Origin of the sequence: Acinetobacter wanghuae (assembly GCF_009557235.1) — a bacterium.
Classification (GTDB): domain Bacteria; phylum Pseudomonadota; class Gammaproteobacteria; order Pseudomonadales; family Moraxellaceae; genus Acinetobacter; species Acinetobacter wanghuae.
Map to the genome: position 1 here is coordinate 2,486,953 of NZ_CP045650.1, position 15,988 is coordinate 2,502,940.

A 15,988-nucleotide genomic window follows, 5' to 3' on the forward strand; every position below is an offset into this window, starting at 1 on the left:
AAATATATGGAACTGTAATGCAATACCGTTGCCCCCAATGTCAAAGTCCTAAAATTATGCCGGTTGCACAAGCAGGGCAAGCAACGCCACGCCCAGTTGTGCCTAAAAGTTTAGTCCTTTTAGTCCCTGCTCTGTTTATTTTGCTGCTCCTTGTGATTATTAGCATTGCCATGTGGATTTTTGGTGATGGCGCTGGCTCAACATTACAAACTGCGACCGTGATTGTTTTTATTATTACGTTAATTGCAGGCTTCATGTTCTACAAAGACTTGCCTGATTTCAAAATTTCAATGCAAGCCTTTATGCAAACTCAAAAAAAATGGAAATGCCGCGAATGTAATCATGAGTGGGAAATCTAAATTCTATAGATTTGAAAAGGCTGCTAAATGCAGCCTTTTTTACAGTAGCTACAATAAAATGTGAATGATTCAACAAAAATACAAAATAAACAGAAGTATTAAACGTTATCTTAAATGATGAAGAATGCTTATTTTTCGTTGCAACCAAGATTGCATTTGAGGAGACAGCGATATGATTCAAAATATCTTACATTTCTTGTCTTGTTTTCAAAAGAGCAGGATTTTGCGCTTAAAAGCATAGAAGGCGAAGCGGATCAATCCTTCCACAATGCGCAAAATTTTGAATTTCTATGCGCAAAAGCACCTCAACTTTCTATTTATACACCTTCGCATATCATTAAACTCAATCAAACCAATTCAGACCAAAGAAATGCCATGTGGCATTATCTGAACGCTGCCTTAAAAGGTCATGCTCAAGCACAATACAAATTAGGCTTGTCCTATTTAGAAGGCGATTTAGGCGCGGATCGTAATTATCGCTATGCAGAACAATGGCTTATGAAAGCCAAACAACAAGGTTATCAGCCCGCTGCAAATGCCTTAGCCAAAGCCTATAGCCAATTGGCACTTTAGTTTCAATGACGCACAAAAAAACCAGCTCGAAAGCTGGTTTTTTATTTAGATGGGATTAACCACCAATTTTGCGGTATTTCTGACGCTTCGCAACAAGGTCATCACCATCACGTTTTTGACGGTATGCTTCAAACTCAGCATAGTTACCTGTAAAGAATTCAGGTGTTTGACCTTCAAATGACAAGATGTGCGTTGCAATACGGTCAAGGAACCAACGGTCATGCGAGATCACCATTACTGTACCCGGGAAGACCAGAATCGCATCTTCAAGCGCACGTAAAGTTTCGATATCCAAGTCGTTCGATGGTTCATCGAGTAGGATGACGTTTGCGCCCATTTGCAGGATTTTCGCAAGTTGTAAACGGTTACGCTCACCACCTGACAATTGACCTACGCGTTTTTGCTGATCTTGACCTTTGAAGTTAAAGCGACCGATATACGCACGAGATGCGATTTCGTATTCACCAATCTTCAAGATATCTAAACCACCAGACACTTCTTCCCAAACGGTTTTGTTGTCATCTAAGGTGTCACGAATCTGACCGACATAAGCAACTTTCACCGAATCACCAAGTACCACAGTACCTGTATCTGGTTGTTGTTCGCCTGTCATCATACGGAATAGTGTAGTCTTACCTGCACCGTTCTCACCGACAATACCAACAATGGCAGCAGGTGGGACAACGAATGATAAATCTTTATAAAGCGTACGATCACCAAATGATTTACTGATGCCTTCAACTTCTACAACCTTATTCCCTAGGCGTGGACCAGGTGGAATGTAGATTTCAGAGGTTTCGTTACGCTGTTGGAATTCGCGTGAGTTAAGCTCTTCAAAACGCTCCATACGCGCTTTGTTTTTCTTTTGCTGACCTTTGGCATTTGAACGAACCCATTCAAGTTCTTTTTTCAATGCTTTAGCAAAAGATTCTTCTTGCTTGTTCTCTTGCTCTAGACGCGCATTTTTCTGCTCTAACCAAGAAGAATAGTTACCTTGATATGGAATACCCATACCGCGGTCAAGCTCAAGAATCCATTCAGCCACGTTATCCAAGAAATAACGGTCATGCGTAATCGCAACGATGGTACCTGAGAAGTCTTTCAAGAAACGTTCTAACCAAGATACAGATGATGCATCCAAATGGTTCGTCGGTTCATCGAGAAGCAACATATCTGGTTTAGACAACAGTAAGCGACAAAGTGCAACACGACGGCGTTCACCACCTGAAAGCAACTTCACATCTGCATCCCAAGCTGGAAGGTTTAATGCCGCAGCAGCTTGATCCATTTGGTTGACAATATTATGTGCATCCCAAGCATGGATAATCGCTTCTAGCTTTTCTTGCTCTTTTGCAAGTGCATCAAAATCAGCGTCTTCAGCTGCATATTCTGCAAACACTTCGTCAAGACGTGCCAAAGCGTCAAGTGGTTCACGTAAACCATCTTCAACGTTACCACGAACATCTTTAGTTTCATCTAAAGGTGGCTCTTGCTCTAGATAACCGATTTTAATACCCGGTTGTGCACGCGCTTCACCAGAGAAATCTTTATCTACGCCCGCCATAATACGAAGCAAGGTAGATTTACCTGCACCGTTTAAACCAAGCACACCAATTTTTGCACCTGGGAAAAATGATAAAGAGATGTCTTTTAAGATTTCGCGTTTCGGCGGAACCATTTTCGACACACGGTTCATCGTGTAAATATATTGGGCCACGTAGGACTCCTCAATAGTAAAACTAGAATGGGACGCAACTGCCGCCCCTGCTCAAAAAAGAGCGAAAAAATAATCGGCTATTATACGCAGAATATGCTGAAAACATAAGCCATAGATGCGAACTTCAATCTCTTGTAACAAGTTTATTTTAGATTGTTTTTTAATCAGTATTAAAAATACGCTTTTTAAACCCAAATACGACTTGTTTAGCATGAATAAAGATAAATATTTCGCTAAAAGTTCACTTTTTGATATATATGATAATGCTACACTCAACGTATAAATGAAACACAACAAGAGCATTTAAAATGACCTATAAAGCCGAAACCCTTGCCATTCATGCAGGTTATAGCCCTGAAGCAACCACCAAAGCCGTTGCCGTACCCATTTATCAAACCACTTCTTATGCCTTTGACAATACGCAACATGGTGCTGATCTTTTTGATCTTAAAGTTGCAGGAAATATTTATACGCGCATTATGAATCCGACCACGGCAGTGCTTGAACAGCGTGTTGCTGCACTTGAAGGTGGTATTGGCGCGTTAGCTTTAGCATCGGGCATGGCAGCCATTACCTATGCCATTCAAACCATTGCCGAAGCAGGCGATAATATTGCATCCGTTTCGACGCTGTATGGCGGGACTTATAATTTATTTGCACACACCTTACCCAAACAAGGTATTGAAGTTCGTTTCTTCGATTATCAAAAACCAGAAAGCTTACGTGATTTAATTGATGCAAAAACCAAATTGGTTTTTGTTGAATCGATTGGTAATCCGCTTGGCAATATTATCGACTTAGAAGAAATTGCAAAAATTGCCCATGAATATGGCGTACCTGTCATTGTCGATAATACGGTGGCAACGCCTGTCCTACAAAAATCATTCGATTTCGGTGCGGACATTGTGGTGCATTCACTGACTAAAATATATTGGCGGTCACGGTAATTCGATTGGTGGGATCATTGTCGACAGTGGTAAATTTCCATGGGGCAAACACGCAGAACGCTTCCCCGCTTTAAATACTCCTGATCCAAGTTATCACGGTGTAAATTACGTGGAAGCATTAGGCGAAGCCGCTTATATTGCGCGTGCCCGCGTGGTGCCACTACGTAATACAGGCGCTGCGATCAGCCCGCAAAATGTCTTTTTGATTCTGCAAGGTTTAGAAACTTTAAGTTTACGTATGGAACGTCATACTGAAAATGCGCTTAAGGTCGCTGAATATTTACAAGCGCATCCAAAAGTGAAATGGGTCAATTACGCAGGACTTAAAGATCACCCACAGCATGCTTTGGCTCAAAAATACGTGAAGGGTAAACCTTCTGCAATTTTGACCTTCGGGGTACAAGATGGACGCGAGGGCGGCACACGCTTTATTGATGCACTACAATTATTTACCCGTTTGGTGAATATTGGTGATGCAAAAAGCTTAGCCTGTCACCCTGCAACCACGACTCATCGTCAGTTGAATGCGGAAGAACTGAAATCAGCAGGTGTCAGTGAAGATATGGTTCGTTTATCGATTGGTATCGAGCATATTGATGATTTAATTGCAGATTTAGAACAAGCGCTCGCAACGGTTTAAATTCAAGTAAGCATCAAGTCCAAAATTAGACGCCACTCGAAAGAATGGCATTTTTTATTTTCAAGCAAAAGTCATTTGCAATTTCTTTCATTTGTGATAAAAGTTAAATGAAAAAGCGAGTAAAAATAGAGCATTTACTCTAAAATTTATTTATTTTTCAATAGCTTAATGTTTTGATTTTTTCTTAGAATTGGCTATCATCATTGTATTCAAAATGCTTCTCTTTCAAATTATATTTGCCAGAACATTTTATAAAAATGATTTCAACTCACTTTCATGAGGAAGCCTGACGTGAAAGCTAAACTACAGAAAAAATTGCAAGAAAAAGTAAATGGTAAAACCATCTTAATTACAGGTGCTTCAAGCGGTATCGGACTCACAACAGCCTATCGATTAGCCGATGCAGGCGCACATATTTTACTAGTTGCGCGAACCAAAGACACCTTAAATCAAGTCAAACAAGAGATTGAAGCCAAAGGTGGTAAAGCGTCTGTTTTCCCGTGTGATTTAAATGACATGGACTCCATTGATGCGGTTTCCAAACAAATTATTGCCACTGTCGATCAAATTGATATTTTAATTAATAACGCAGGGCGTTCAATCCGCCGTGCGGTACATGAATCGACCGATCGTTTTCACGACTTTGAACGCACGATGCAACTCAATTATTTTGGTTCAGTACGTTTAATTTTAAATATTTTACCGCAAATGATGATTCGTCGTGATGGGCATATTATCAACATCAGCTCGATTGGTGTTTTAGCAAATGCGACCCGTTTCTCAGCTTATGTAGCATCAAAAGCAGCACTCGACGCATTCAGTCGCTGTCTATCTGCTGAAGTGCACTCACATCGCATTGCGATTACGTCGATTTATATGCCATTGGTGCGTACACCTATGATTGCACCGACCAAAATTTATAAATATGTGCCAACGCTATCCCCTGAACAAGCAACGGATCTGATCGCATATGCCATCATTAAACGACCGAAAAAAGTCGCAACAGGACTGGGACGACTGGCTTCAATTACCTATTCAATTGCACCTGATATCAATAATAAACTCATGTCGATTGGCTATAACCTCTTCCCAAGTTCATCGGCTTCAGTCGGTGGGCAGCAGAAACTGAATTGGGTACAAAAAGCATATGCACGCTTGTTCCCAGGTGAACATTGGTAATCCATCATCAATAGACAAGCCGCCTTCGGGCGGTTTTTATCTTTTTAACATAAAAGATTTAAATAAATCGAACGACAAGTCCTGTCATTTAACCAAGATTTTTTCGCGCAAAATGTTTTAGATCACGTACACTATGGACGGATATTTTTGATCCGTATTTTTAGATTTTGATTCAACAAATGGAAACTCTTATGAACAATGTGCAATGGCTCGATGAAGTAAAATTTAACGAACAAGGCTTAGTGCCTGCTATTGCTCAGCATCATCAAAGCGGTCGTGTGTTGATGGTGGCGTGGATGAACCGTGAGGCATTAACATTAACCGCTGAAAAAAACCAAGCGGTGTATTTCTCACGTTCACGCAATAAATTGTGGCATAAGGGTGAAGAATCAGGTCATTTCCAAACCGTACATGAAATCCGTTTGGACTGCGATGCTGACGTGATTGTGTTGCAAATTGAACAGCATGGTGGCATTGCTTGTCATACCGGTCGCGAGTCTTGTTTCTACCGTAAATTAACTGCAAATGGTTGGGAAATTGTCGACGCACAAATTAAAGACCCTGCTGCAATCTACGGTGAAAAATCAATAAATCCACATACGCTTGCGATGAATGCATCCAATGCCCAATCTGAACAAGTGGAAGTATTGTCTTACCTTGGTCAAATGATGGCAGAGCGTAAACAGGCAGATCCCGATTCATCGTATGTGGCAAAGCTTTACCATAAAGGCTTAAACAAAATTTTAGAAAAAGTCGGTGAAGAGAGTTTTGAAACAGTTCTTGCCGCAAAAGAATTCCAAGCGAAAGCTTCTGTAGACAATAAAAATGATTTGATCTATGAAGTCGCAGATCTATGGTTCCATACTATTGTGATGCTCGGTTACTTCGATCTTGATGTACAGTTGGTCTTAAATGAACTCGCACGTCGTCAAGGTTTATCTGGTTTGGTTGAAAAAGCCAATCGTCAGCACTAAGCCTTGAACTTACCTGTGTCTATTCAAAAACCCACTGCGACTTATGAGCAAGCCACTGCTATTGATAACGCACGTCTGGGCAAATCCTTTAAAGTCATTGCTTATGCAGGCACAGGTAAAACCACAACCTTACAAATGATTAGCGATGCCATGCCCGAGCGGCGTGGCATGTATTTGGCATTTAATAAAGCCATTGCCAGTGAAGCACAATCCAAGTTTCACCGTGGGGTCGATTGTCGTACTTTTCACTCCCTTGCATTTCGCAGTGTTCCACGTGGAGTCACCGACAAATTACGCTTACCACGCTTAAGCCCAAGCTTTATTGCCAAAGAATATCGTTTAGAACCGATGACGCTACGTCGTATGATGGGCGGACGCTTTGAAAAATATGTCCTCATGCCCTCGCGCCTTGCAAGTTTAGTGGCGAATGCGGTCAGTTACTTCTGTTCAACCAGCTCGCAGTACCCTGCCCCACGACATATTCAAGCACCCAGTTGGTTACATCCCGATGATATTGAAGCCTTACAAAAAAGGCTGTATCCCGCGGTTGAACGTCGTTGGTTAGAATCGATTGATCCGAATCATCAAGCGGGTATTGGACATGATATTTATTTAAAACTATGGGCATTGTCTGAGCCCAATATTCCTGCCGACTATGTATTGTTTGATGAAGCACAAGATGCTGATCCACTCATGCTTGGAATTTTGCTGAAACAGCGCAATACCCAAGTGATTTATGTCGGTGATGCTCATCAACAGATTTATGCTTGGCGTGGTGCAGTCAATGCTATGCAACAACTGCCCTTACCTGAATCGCGCTTAACCACATCATTCCGTTTTGGTGAAGAAATAGCATTGAATGCCAATGCGATTTTAGGTGCGTTAAAAGAAACTGTTCCACTTTTGGGTAATCCGCTTTTAAATTCTAAAGTCGTCAATAAACCACATACCAAAATGCGTGATGCGATTTTATGTCGTACCAATGCGCGTGCGATGGAATTATTACTTTCAGGATTGGTCAGTGGCGATAAAGTGAGTCTGCAAGCAGATCATGTGAAGCTGAATCGTTTTGTCGATGCTGCAGCGATGCTGAAACAAGGCAAACGTGTCATCGATGTGCCTGAATTGGCTTGGTTTAATTCATGGCATGACGTACACGAATACTGTGAAACCAACGATGGCAGTGACATTAAACCCTTGGTTAAACTTGTCGATGAGCACGGGACTGAGCCTTTAAAACGTGCTTTAGCGAAGATTACCCCGATTGGTCAAGCTGACTATATTATTTCTACGGCGCATAAAGCCAAAGGTTTGGAATGGGAACGCGTACACATCGAGGACGATTACCAATTCAAACTCAATGAAAAAGACCATAAAATTAGTGACGAAGAGTTACGATTACTTTACGTGGCGTGTACACGTGCTAAAGTGAGTTTAAATATTCACCACATTTATGACCTGATTCAACAGTTGAAAATCACCATGCCACAATCCCTAAGAAAGGTGGCAGGCTAATTTGGCATAGATGTCGGCACACAGGATTCGTGGTCTATGCAAGTCAAATCATTACAACTCAAACATGTCCTTCATTTTTCGAATATTACGCTGAATTTCGACTATACAAATGCGCCCATCACGCTCATTTTAGGCAACCAAGGCTCAGGTAAAACCACGCTGCTCCGTTTTTGCTATCAAAGTTTAACTTGGTTTGCAGCACGGCAACGCGATATCCGTACAGCCGGCTTGGTGATGCTGGATCAAGACATCATGCACAACCGTTTGCAATCCAAAGTTGAAATTAAAGTTCATTTCCCTGAAGAAATCGGTTCATTCCCTGAATCAAGTGATTTAAGCGATGTGTCAAAGCAGGATTGCACATGGCAAATGTATAAAACCTTAAATTCACAAGGCGTTGGCTTAAGCAAAGTGGAAACTCAGCAGCTCGAAAGCATGCTGAATTTGTATCAAACAGCTTTAAAGAAAGATCCATTACTCGGTTTACCTTTAATTGCTTACTATCCAGCGGAACGCTTCGTGAATGAAGTCAATTTGATCAGTAAGAATAATCCGCTCATTTTTCAACCCACACATGCTTATGAGCTAACTGCAATTCCGTTCACCACTTTTGCGCGTTTTTTTGAGTGGTTTCGTGAAATTAGCGACATTGAAAATGCACAAAGTACTGCCACGATTCAAAGCATTTTAAAACATGCGCAAAATGACCAGAGTTCAACAGATGCCATCACAGAGCATTTAGCAAAGATGACTGCCAACGTGCATGCGCCAAGTCTGCAATCCTTCAAAGATGCGCTAGCAATTATTGTTCCTGAAGTCAGTGATCTTTATCTAAAATATCATCCAAAATTACAATTGATGGTCGGTTATCAAAATACCGTCATGAACTTCCAACAACTGCCGAACAGTATTCGCAATTGGGTGGCATTGGTCGGTGATGTGGTACGTCGGCTGTGTATTTTAAATCCCAATAGCCTATTTCCGTGTCAGGAAGGCAATGGCATTTTAATGATTGACGCGATTGATCATCAATTGGATCAAGATCATGCGAGTACGATTCTAAATCGTCTCCATCAAGCATTTCCAAATGTGCAGATTATTGCAACTGCACATCGTGAAGAATTACTTGAACACGCACATGACTTTCAATGCTTGAGACTGGAAAATAAAAAATTACTACCGATTCAACTTGAAGCTAATCAATTCCAACTTGAGCAAATTTATGCAGAATTAACTACGAATATAGTGAAGGATGATACAAATAGTGCAGTTGATGCATTGATAGAACCCATTACCGAAACGGTCAGCGTGACATCCATGTTTGAATCTATTCAGCAATTGCTTTCAGCTGAGCAACAACAGGAACTTAAAAACTTATTGGAACACGCTCAGGATTCATCTTCACCCAATACTTCAAAATCAAGATTTAATCCATAACATCAAAAATCAAGTTGAAGTCTATAAAGGCACGTATGCATTTTTCTCAATAAAACGCCTCAACTTTATCTTAATTTTCTGTGAGATTGAGTCGGACTGTATAGACATGCACCCCATAAAAAAGCATGTAAGCGTATAATCTACATGAGCAACATAAAAAGATTGATGTTGTGGTTATCCTGTAATATGATCGGTTTTACTTGCAATTTTCATTGTAAAATCGGATTTTGCAATCGATTATTCGTTGTGCAATACAACTATGTATAAGTTTTGATCCCTAATTTGGCTTTCAAGATTGGGACATTTGGATCGCTCTTTGTTGTCCGTCCTGCCTTGAAAGATTTTGATTCACCCTAGGTTTAAACCACCTAAATCACGACAATGGATATGAGTGTGCTGCCAATTATTGTATTGTTACCCTTATTATTAGGCACAACTCTGGTCTTGTTGCTGAAACAATGGTCTCGTGGAGCAACGGCTCTCGGTGCGATTGCAATCAGTCTAAGCAGCTTTATTTTATTGGTGCTACAAGCGCCTGCCATTTTTAATGGTCAAGTCCTGATTCAAACATGGACTTGGTTGCCACAACTTGGGCTAGACTTTAGTTTCCGCCTCGATTCACTTGCGCTACTGTTTAGCTTATTGATCAGTGGTATCGGCACACTCATTTATATTTATGCTTATTATTATTTAAGTCCTAAAAATTCTTTGAGTAAACTTTATTTTTTACTCATGCTGTTTATGGCAGCAATGCTCGGTATTTCACTCTCCAATAATTTAATTTTACTGCTGACATTCTGGGAACTTACCAGTATTTCATCCTTCTTATTGGTCGGTTATTGGAGTAATTACGAAGCCGCGCAACGTGGCTCACGTATGGCATTGACCATTACCGGTATGGGTGGACTTGCCATGCTGGGTGGTTTTATTCTCTTAGGGCAAATCACGGGCACTTATCAGATTGATGTCATTCTGACCATGAAAGATCAGATTCAATCTCATGCTTTATTTGTGCCGACATTGCTGCTGATTTTACTCGGTGCTTTTACCAAAAGTGCGCAATTCCCGTTTCATTTTTGGTTGCCAAATGCCATGGCGGCACCAACACCCGTCTCTGCGTATTTACACTCAGCCACAATGGTGAAAGCCGGACTATTTTTGGTTGCTCGTTTACTACCGATTTTTGCTGGGGCTGCGTTATTCCATAATATTGTGACCTTTGTGGGTCTCTTTACCTTATGTATGGCAGCGTTCTTCGCCATCTTTAAAGAAGATTTAAAAGGACTTTTGGCATATTCGACCATTAGTCATTTAGGTCTGATCATGTGCTTGCTGGGTATTGGTTCACCACTTGCTGTGGCTGCTGCTATTTTCCATATTATTAACCACGCCACCTTTAAAGCGGCATTGTTTATGATCGCCGGCATTATCGATCATGAATCTGGTACACGTGATTTACGTAAGCTGTCGGGCTTATGGCAACTACTGCCTTTCACGGCGACATTGACCATGATCACCGCAGCTTCAATGGCGGGTGTGCCACTGACCAATGGTTTCTTGTCCAAAGAAATGTTCTTTACTGAATTGCTTGCCAACCTCAATGGTCCTGTGATGGTCGGGGCTGCAATTGTGGCAACGTTTGCAGGTATTTTTGCAGTCGCTTATTCGGTTCGTTTGGTACATGGCGTATTCTTTGATGGTCCACTCGGTAAGAATGTACCGAATAAAAACGCCCATGAACCGGCTTTTGGCATGCGCGCGCCTGCAACCTTATTGGCTATCTTATGTATTTTAGTCGGTCTTCTACCGGCATTATTAGTCCAAGATATTGTCAATAGTACGGCACGTGCCAGTACACAAAATTTTGCTTTTGAAGGTACGCATCTTGCTATTTGGCATGGTTTTAACCTGCCATTATTAATGAGTGCTATTGCCCTTGTTGGCGGTGTGATTTTCTATTTCGCCTTAGCCAAAGGTGGTCGCTTACGTGAAATTGACCTTGACCCCGCATTAGGTAAATTACAAGGTCGGGTATTGTTCGACTTGTTCTTAAAATCACTCATGATCAATACGCGACGCTTCCGCCGTGCAACTGAAAATGGCAAATTGCAAAGCTATTTATTGTGGATTGTGATATTCAGCGTGGGACTCACTGCTGTGCCATTTATCTCAAGTGGACTCAGCACAGGTACTCGCGAACTGACTTACGCCCCTCCCCTTGCGATTGTGCTGTGGCTATTGATGTTCTCTGCATGTTGGATGATGCTGTGGTTCCATCACGAACGAATTAAAGCCGTACTGATTAGCGGTGCTGTCGGGCTTGTGGTAACCATGGTATTCATTTGCTTCTCTGCACCTGATTTGGCATTGACCCAAATTACTGTTGATGTTGTTACGACTGTTTTACTACTGATGAGCTTGTCGTTATTACCTCAACTCACGCCTTATGAATCGAGCCTATCACGTCGTTGGCGTGATGCAATTATTGCGGTGCTTGGTGGTGGCGGTATTGCATGGGTCGCATGGTTAGTCATGACCCGTGATCATAATTCGATTTCTTGGTTCTTTGCCCAACAAGTGATTCCACTCGGTGGTGGTACCAACGTGGTCAATGTCATTTTGGTCGACTTCCGTGGTTTCGATACCTTCGGGGAAATTACCGTATTGGGCATCGCTGCAATTGGTGCGCTCTGTATGATGGACGGCATGCGTGCGCATGGTACGACCATCACCCAAGGTTTAACCTACCGCTTTAATCCATCGCCACTTATGTTACGTATTACTGCTTCGTGGATTTTACCGATTGCATTAGTCATTAGCTTATACATCTTTATGCGTGGTCATAACTTGCCGGGCGGTGGCTTTATTGCGGGCTTAATTACTTCACTTGCCTTAGTGATTCAATACATTGCGATTGGTCAAGACAAAGCAGAGCAACTGTTAGGCGCAAAATCCGGACGACTTTATGAAATTTGGATTGGAATTGGGTTACTGATTGCTGGACTTACTGGTATGGGGGCTTGGTTCTGGTCACGTCCATTCCTGACCAGTGCACATATTCATGTCTCTCCACCACTGCTTGGTGAGATGCATTTAGCTTCAGCGGCACTATTCGATGTCGGTGTTTATATTACGGTGGTAGGCGCAACTATGCTGATGATTTCAGTATTAGGCGACTCCCGTCACTCCAGTATGTCTGGCCCAGTACCAAGAGGATAATAGAATGATCAGTATCGAATTTTTATTAGCTTCCGCGATTGGGTTACTCAGCGCAACTGGTATTTACTTGATTCTACGGGCGCGTACTTTCCCTGTCGTTTTAGGTTTAGCCATGATTGGCTATGCCGTCAATCTGTTTTTATTCGCCATGGGTCGCATTCAAATTAATGCCCCAAGTGTCTTGACTGAAGCCACCAAAATCACCGATCCATTGCCGCAAGCCTTGGTTCTCACCGCAATTGTCATCGGCTTTGCGACCACTGCTTTTATTGTTCAATTGGCACTTCGTAGCCGTTATGAATCAGGAACAGATCACGTTGATTCAAAAGAAGAAATACCGCTTGACCTACGTGAGGATGAGCCTTAATGACTGATCTTCTGCAATTTTGGCAACAGCATACGCCGATCTTTAGTATCTTATTGCCAGCACTGACCGCCTTTATTTTGGTATTGCTCGGCAATCCCGGTTCAGGTTCTTTAGAGACCGATTGGCGACAACCTTGGCGTCGCGGCATTAGTCATGTTTCAACCTTCTTAGGTTTAGTCATTGCGGTCAGCTATTTGGTGACGACCACTCAAGGACAAATCAGTGTTTATGCTTTAAGCGAATGGACAGCACCTTTTGGGATTGTTTTGGTCTTAGACCGTCTATCCGCTTTAATGTTAGTGCTAACCTACGTCCTTGCTGTTCCAGTTATTTGGTATGCGAGTAAAGAATGGGATACGCGTGGACGTTATTTCCATGCCATGATGCATTTCTTGCTCATGGGTTTAAGCGGCGCTTTCCTTACCGGCGACTTATTTAACCTATTCGTTTTCTTTGAAATTCTGTTGATGGCATCCTATGTTTTACTTTTGCATGGGCAAGGCAAAGCACGCTTTCAACTGGGTATTCATTACGTCACCATTAATCTACTTGCATCGGCATTATTTTTAATTGGTTTAGGTTTAATTTATAGCAGTATCGGCAGCCTAAATATGGCAGATGCTGCGCGCCTATTGCCTTTACTAGAAAATGATCAGCATCAAATTGCCGTGGCAGGTGGTCTACTTCTTTTCGTTGTATTTGGTATTAAAGCCGCGATGTTGCCTGTGGGTTTTTGGCTACCTAAAACCTATGCCGTCGCTACAACACCTGTAGCCGCAATCTTTACCATTATGACCAAGGTCGGGATTTACGCGATTATTCGGGTGAATGGTACGGTCTTTGATGATGCGTATAGCCATCAAATTCTGATGAATTGCTTGATGGTGATTGGTCTAATTACTTCCTTATATGGCGTGATTGGTGCAATTGGTACAGATCGTCTACGACGTTTTATTGGTTTTATGATCATATCCTCTATCGGTACGATCTTAATTGCCATTGCAATGAATACCACAGCCTCATGGGCAGGTGCTTTGTATTATATGGTGCACAGTACCATTATCGGCGCTGTATTTTATATGCTGAGTGGTTGGATTACTTCACAACGTGGCGAATTTAAAGACCACTTTAAAATTGCACCGCGTATTAAACAAAATACATTGGTGTCGATTGTCTACTTTATTGTGGCCTTAATGATGGCAGGTTTACCACCGTTTAGTGGCTTCTTAGGCAAAGTCTTCATCTTACAAGCGACAGCAAATTCACCATATCAAATGACCATTATCATTACGGTATTACTGGTCAGTTTACTCAGCATTTTGGCATTTACTCGGGTTGGGTTCGTACTCTTTTGGCGTGCAACAGCACCCGAACAAGATGTGAATAGCAAAGAATATACGCGTTATGACAACTTGCCGAAACAAGCACCACCACGTAATGATAAAGTGGTCTATGTTTTATTGACGACTTTAATGGCTTATGTGATTTTTGCATCCCCAATCTATAATTTTAGCTATCAAACTGCTGAACAAATTAAAGACAATGCCATCTATGAAGCGGCTTTACTTAAACGTGATGCACAAGGCAAAGTGATTAGCGTACAGCCGTTTGACCCTGAATATTTACCAGAAACCAAATATGGTGGTGAATCGGTTGATCCAAATGCTCATCTTATTCCGTATATGATTTCTGAAAATACTTTAAAGGGCGAGCATATTTCTGATTTTAAACAACGTCAGATCAAAGAGCAGTATGTAGAGCAGCAGCAATCGAGTGATAATAAAACTCAAACCGATGGAGCAATAATCATGGCGAATTCGTTATTTTTGAAATGCTTCCCACATCCATTGGTATCCATTATTGTGGGCATAAGTTGGGTTTTGTTGGCACATAGTTTAGATGTGGCTACGTTACTCATGGCACTGGTTTTAGCCATTGTTATTCCATTCATGGTGAAACGCTTTATTGATTACACGCCCAATATTCATTTGGGTGCCTGCTATTCGGCTGTTCTTTGTGGTGCTTTGGGACATTGTAATTTCAAATATCAATGTGGCTAAACTAGTGCTTGGACCCACGAAAAACTTACATCCAAAATGGTTTCGCGTACCTTTAGATACACGCCATGAAGAGGTTAATGCTTTACTCGCGATGATCATTACGACAACGCCAGGCACAGTATCTGCCGGTATCGATCAGGATCGTGGTGATATTCTTGTGCATGCGTTAAGCACGGATGATGTGGATGCCGAGATTGAAACCATTAAACAACGCTATGAACAGCCCCTCATTGAAATTTTCAGTGTTCAAATTGGAGATGTGAAATGACCATTTTACCTTATGCACTGATCATCTGTTTAGGCGCCGTCACGATTTCAATGCTGCTTTGTCTGATTCGTTTAGTGATGGGTCCATCTATTGTGGATCGACTCTTGGCTTTAGATACTTTATTTTTAAATGCCATTTGTCTGATGGTGATTTTAGGCATTTATTGGAGCAGCAGCTTCTTATTTGAAGGTGCACTGTTGGTTGCCATGCTTGGTTTTGTTTCAACTGTTGCACTTGCCCGCTATTTCACCACCGGTCATGTGATTGACTAGGAGTCTTTAAAATGTCATTAATTTTTGAAATCCTAGTTTCTATCTTTTTGCTCATTGGCGCTTTCTTTATGTTGGTCGGCGGCATTGGGATGGTACGCCTGCCCGATTTATTTATGCGTCTGCATGCACCGACCAAATCAAGTACGCTCGGTCTTGGTAGTTTTTTAATTGCAGCGATGATTTTCTCTGCGATGTATGGTCGCTTTGGTTTCGCAGAAATCTTAATTACTTTATTTGCCTTTATTACTGCACCTGTATCGGCAAATTTAATGGCACAAGCAGCATTGCACTTACGACTGCGTTCAATGAGTGGTGAAGCATCAGAAGCGATTGATCGCCCACTCCCTTGGCAACGCTCTACGCGTCAGGCATTTTATGAAAAGAAAAACTGCGATGATGATTTAAAATAAACTCAATACCAGATGTAAAAAAGCCACCCGAAGGTGGCTTTTTTATGCGTT

General features: G+C 41.7%; 11 protein-coding genes and 3 pseudogenes. 13 read left to right on the forward strand and 1 reads right to left on the reverse strand.

The annotated features are described in order from the left end of the window. Window positions 1-17: 17 nt before the first annotated feature. Both GFH30_RS11895 and GFH30_RS11900 read left to right on the forward strand, forming a co-directional pair. Entirely contained in the window at window positions 18-359 is a 342-nt protein-coding gene (locus GFH30_RS11895) for a hypothetical protein (protein WP_153372862.1), read from the forward strand. A 201-nt stretch (window positions 360-560) separates the two neighbouring features. After that, complete coding sequence (locus tag GFH30_RS11900; RefSeq protein ID WP_153372865.1) at window positions 561-932, forward strand: SEL1-like repeat protein; 372 nt, start codon at window positions 561-563, stop codon at window positions 930-932. Between the two features lie 55 nt (window positions 933-987). On the opposite strand, the gene ettA is transcribed toward GFH30_RS11900, so the two are convergent. Continuing rightward, a complete protein-coding gene (gene ettA / locus GFH30_RS11905; RefSeq protein WP_153372867.1) occupies window positions 988-2,649 on the reverse strand; it encodes an energy-dependent translational throttle protein EttA in 1,662 nt (553 codons plus the stop codon). Window positions 2,650-2,957: 308 nt separating this feature from the next. Between ettA and GFH30_RS11910 the strand changes: the two are divergent. The 11 genes and pseudogenes from GFH30_RS11910 to GFH30_RS11960 all read left to right on the forward strand — a co-directional run bounded on the left by GFH30_RS11910 (window position 2,958) and on the right by GFH30_RS11960 (window position 15,937). Then, a pseudogene (locus GFH30_RS11910) lies at window positions 2,958-4,236 on the forward strand (O-acetylhomoserine aminocarboxypropyltransferase/cysteine synthase family protein). A 276-nt stretch (window positions 4,237-4,512) separates the two neighbouring features. Next, complete coding sequence (locus GFH30_RS11915; protein ID WP_153389374.1) at window positions 4,513-5,415, forward strand: SDR family NAD(P)-dependent oxidoreductase; 903 nt, start codon at window positions 4,513-4,515, stop codon at window positions 5,413-5,415. A 191-nt stretch (window positions 5,416-5,606) separates the two neighbouring features. Beyond that, on the forward strand, window positions 5,607-6,389 hold the full coding sequence (gene hisIE / locus GFH30_RS11920; protein WP_153372871.1) for a bifunctional phosphoribosyl-AMP cyclohydrolase/phosphoribosyl-ATP diphosphatase HisIE: 783 nt from the start codon (window positions 5,607-5,609) through the stop codon (window positions 6,387-6,389). 15 nt (window positions 6,390-6,404) lie between these two features. Next, window positions 6,405-7,904, forward strand: a complete 1,500-nt coding sequence (locus GFH30_RS11925; protein WP_406565735.1) for a UvrD-helicase domain-containing protein — start codon at window positions 6,405-6,407, stop codon at window positions 7,902-7,904. 36 nt (window positions 7,905-7,940) lie between these two features. Continuing rightward, entirely contained in the window at window positions 7,941-9,341 is a 1,401-nt protein-coding gene (locus GFH30_RS11930; RefSeq protein WP_153372874.1) for an AAA family ATPase, read from the forward strand. Window positions 9,342-9,722: 381 nt separating this feature from the next. Then, window positions 9,723-12,560: a monovalent cation/H+ antiporter subunit A gene (locus tag GFH30_RS11935; RefSeq protein WP_153372876.1), complete on the forward strand. Its 2,838-nt coding sequence runs from the start codon at window positions 9,723-9,725 to the stop codon at window positions 12,558-12,560. Window positions 12,561-12,564: 4 nt separating this feature from the next. After that, window positions 12,565-12,927: a Na+/H+ antiporter subunit C gene (locus tag GFH30_RS11940; protein WP_153372878.1), complete on the forward strand. Its 363-nt coding sequence runs from the start codon at window positions 12,565-12,567 to the stop codon at window positions 12,925-12,927. Then, a pseudogene (locus GFH30_RS11945) lies at window positions 12,927-14,687 on the forward strand (monovalent cation/H+ antiporter subunit D); the annotation flags it as partial. The gene GFH30_RS11940 and the pseudogene GFH30_RS11945, both read left to right, overlap by 1 nt. A 48-nt stretch (window positions 14,688-14,735) precedes the next feature. Then, window positions 14,736-15,255, forward strand: a pseudogene (locus tag GFH30_RS11950) (Na+/H+ antiporter subunit E). Further along, window positions 15,252-15,527, forward strand: a complete 276-nt coding sequence (locus GFH30_RS11955; RefSeq protein ID WP_153372880.1) for a monovalent cation/H+ antiporter subunit F — start codon at window positions 15,252-15,254, stop codon at window positions 15,525-15,527. The pseudogene GFH30_RS11950 and the gene GFH30_RS11955 overlap by 4 nt, the downstream one beginning before the upstream one ends. Before the next feature lie 11 nt (window positions 15,528-15,538). Further along, entirely contained in the window at window positions 15,539-15,937 is a 399-nt protein-coding gene (locus GFH30_RS11960) for a Na+/H+ antiporter subunit G (RefSeq protein ID WP_153372882.1), read from the forward strand. The last annotated feature ends 51 nt before the right edge of the window (window positions 15,938-15,988 follow it).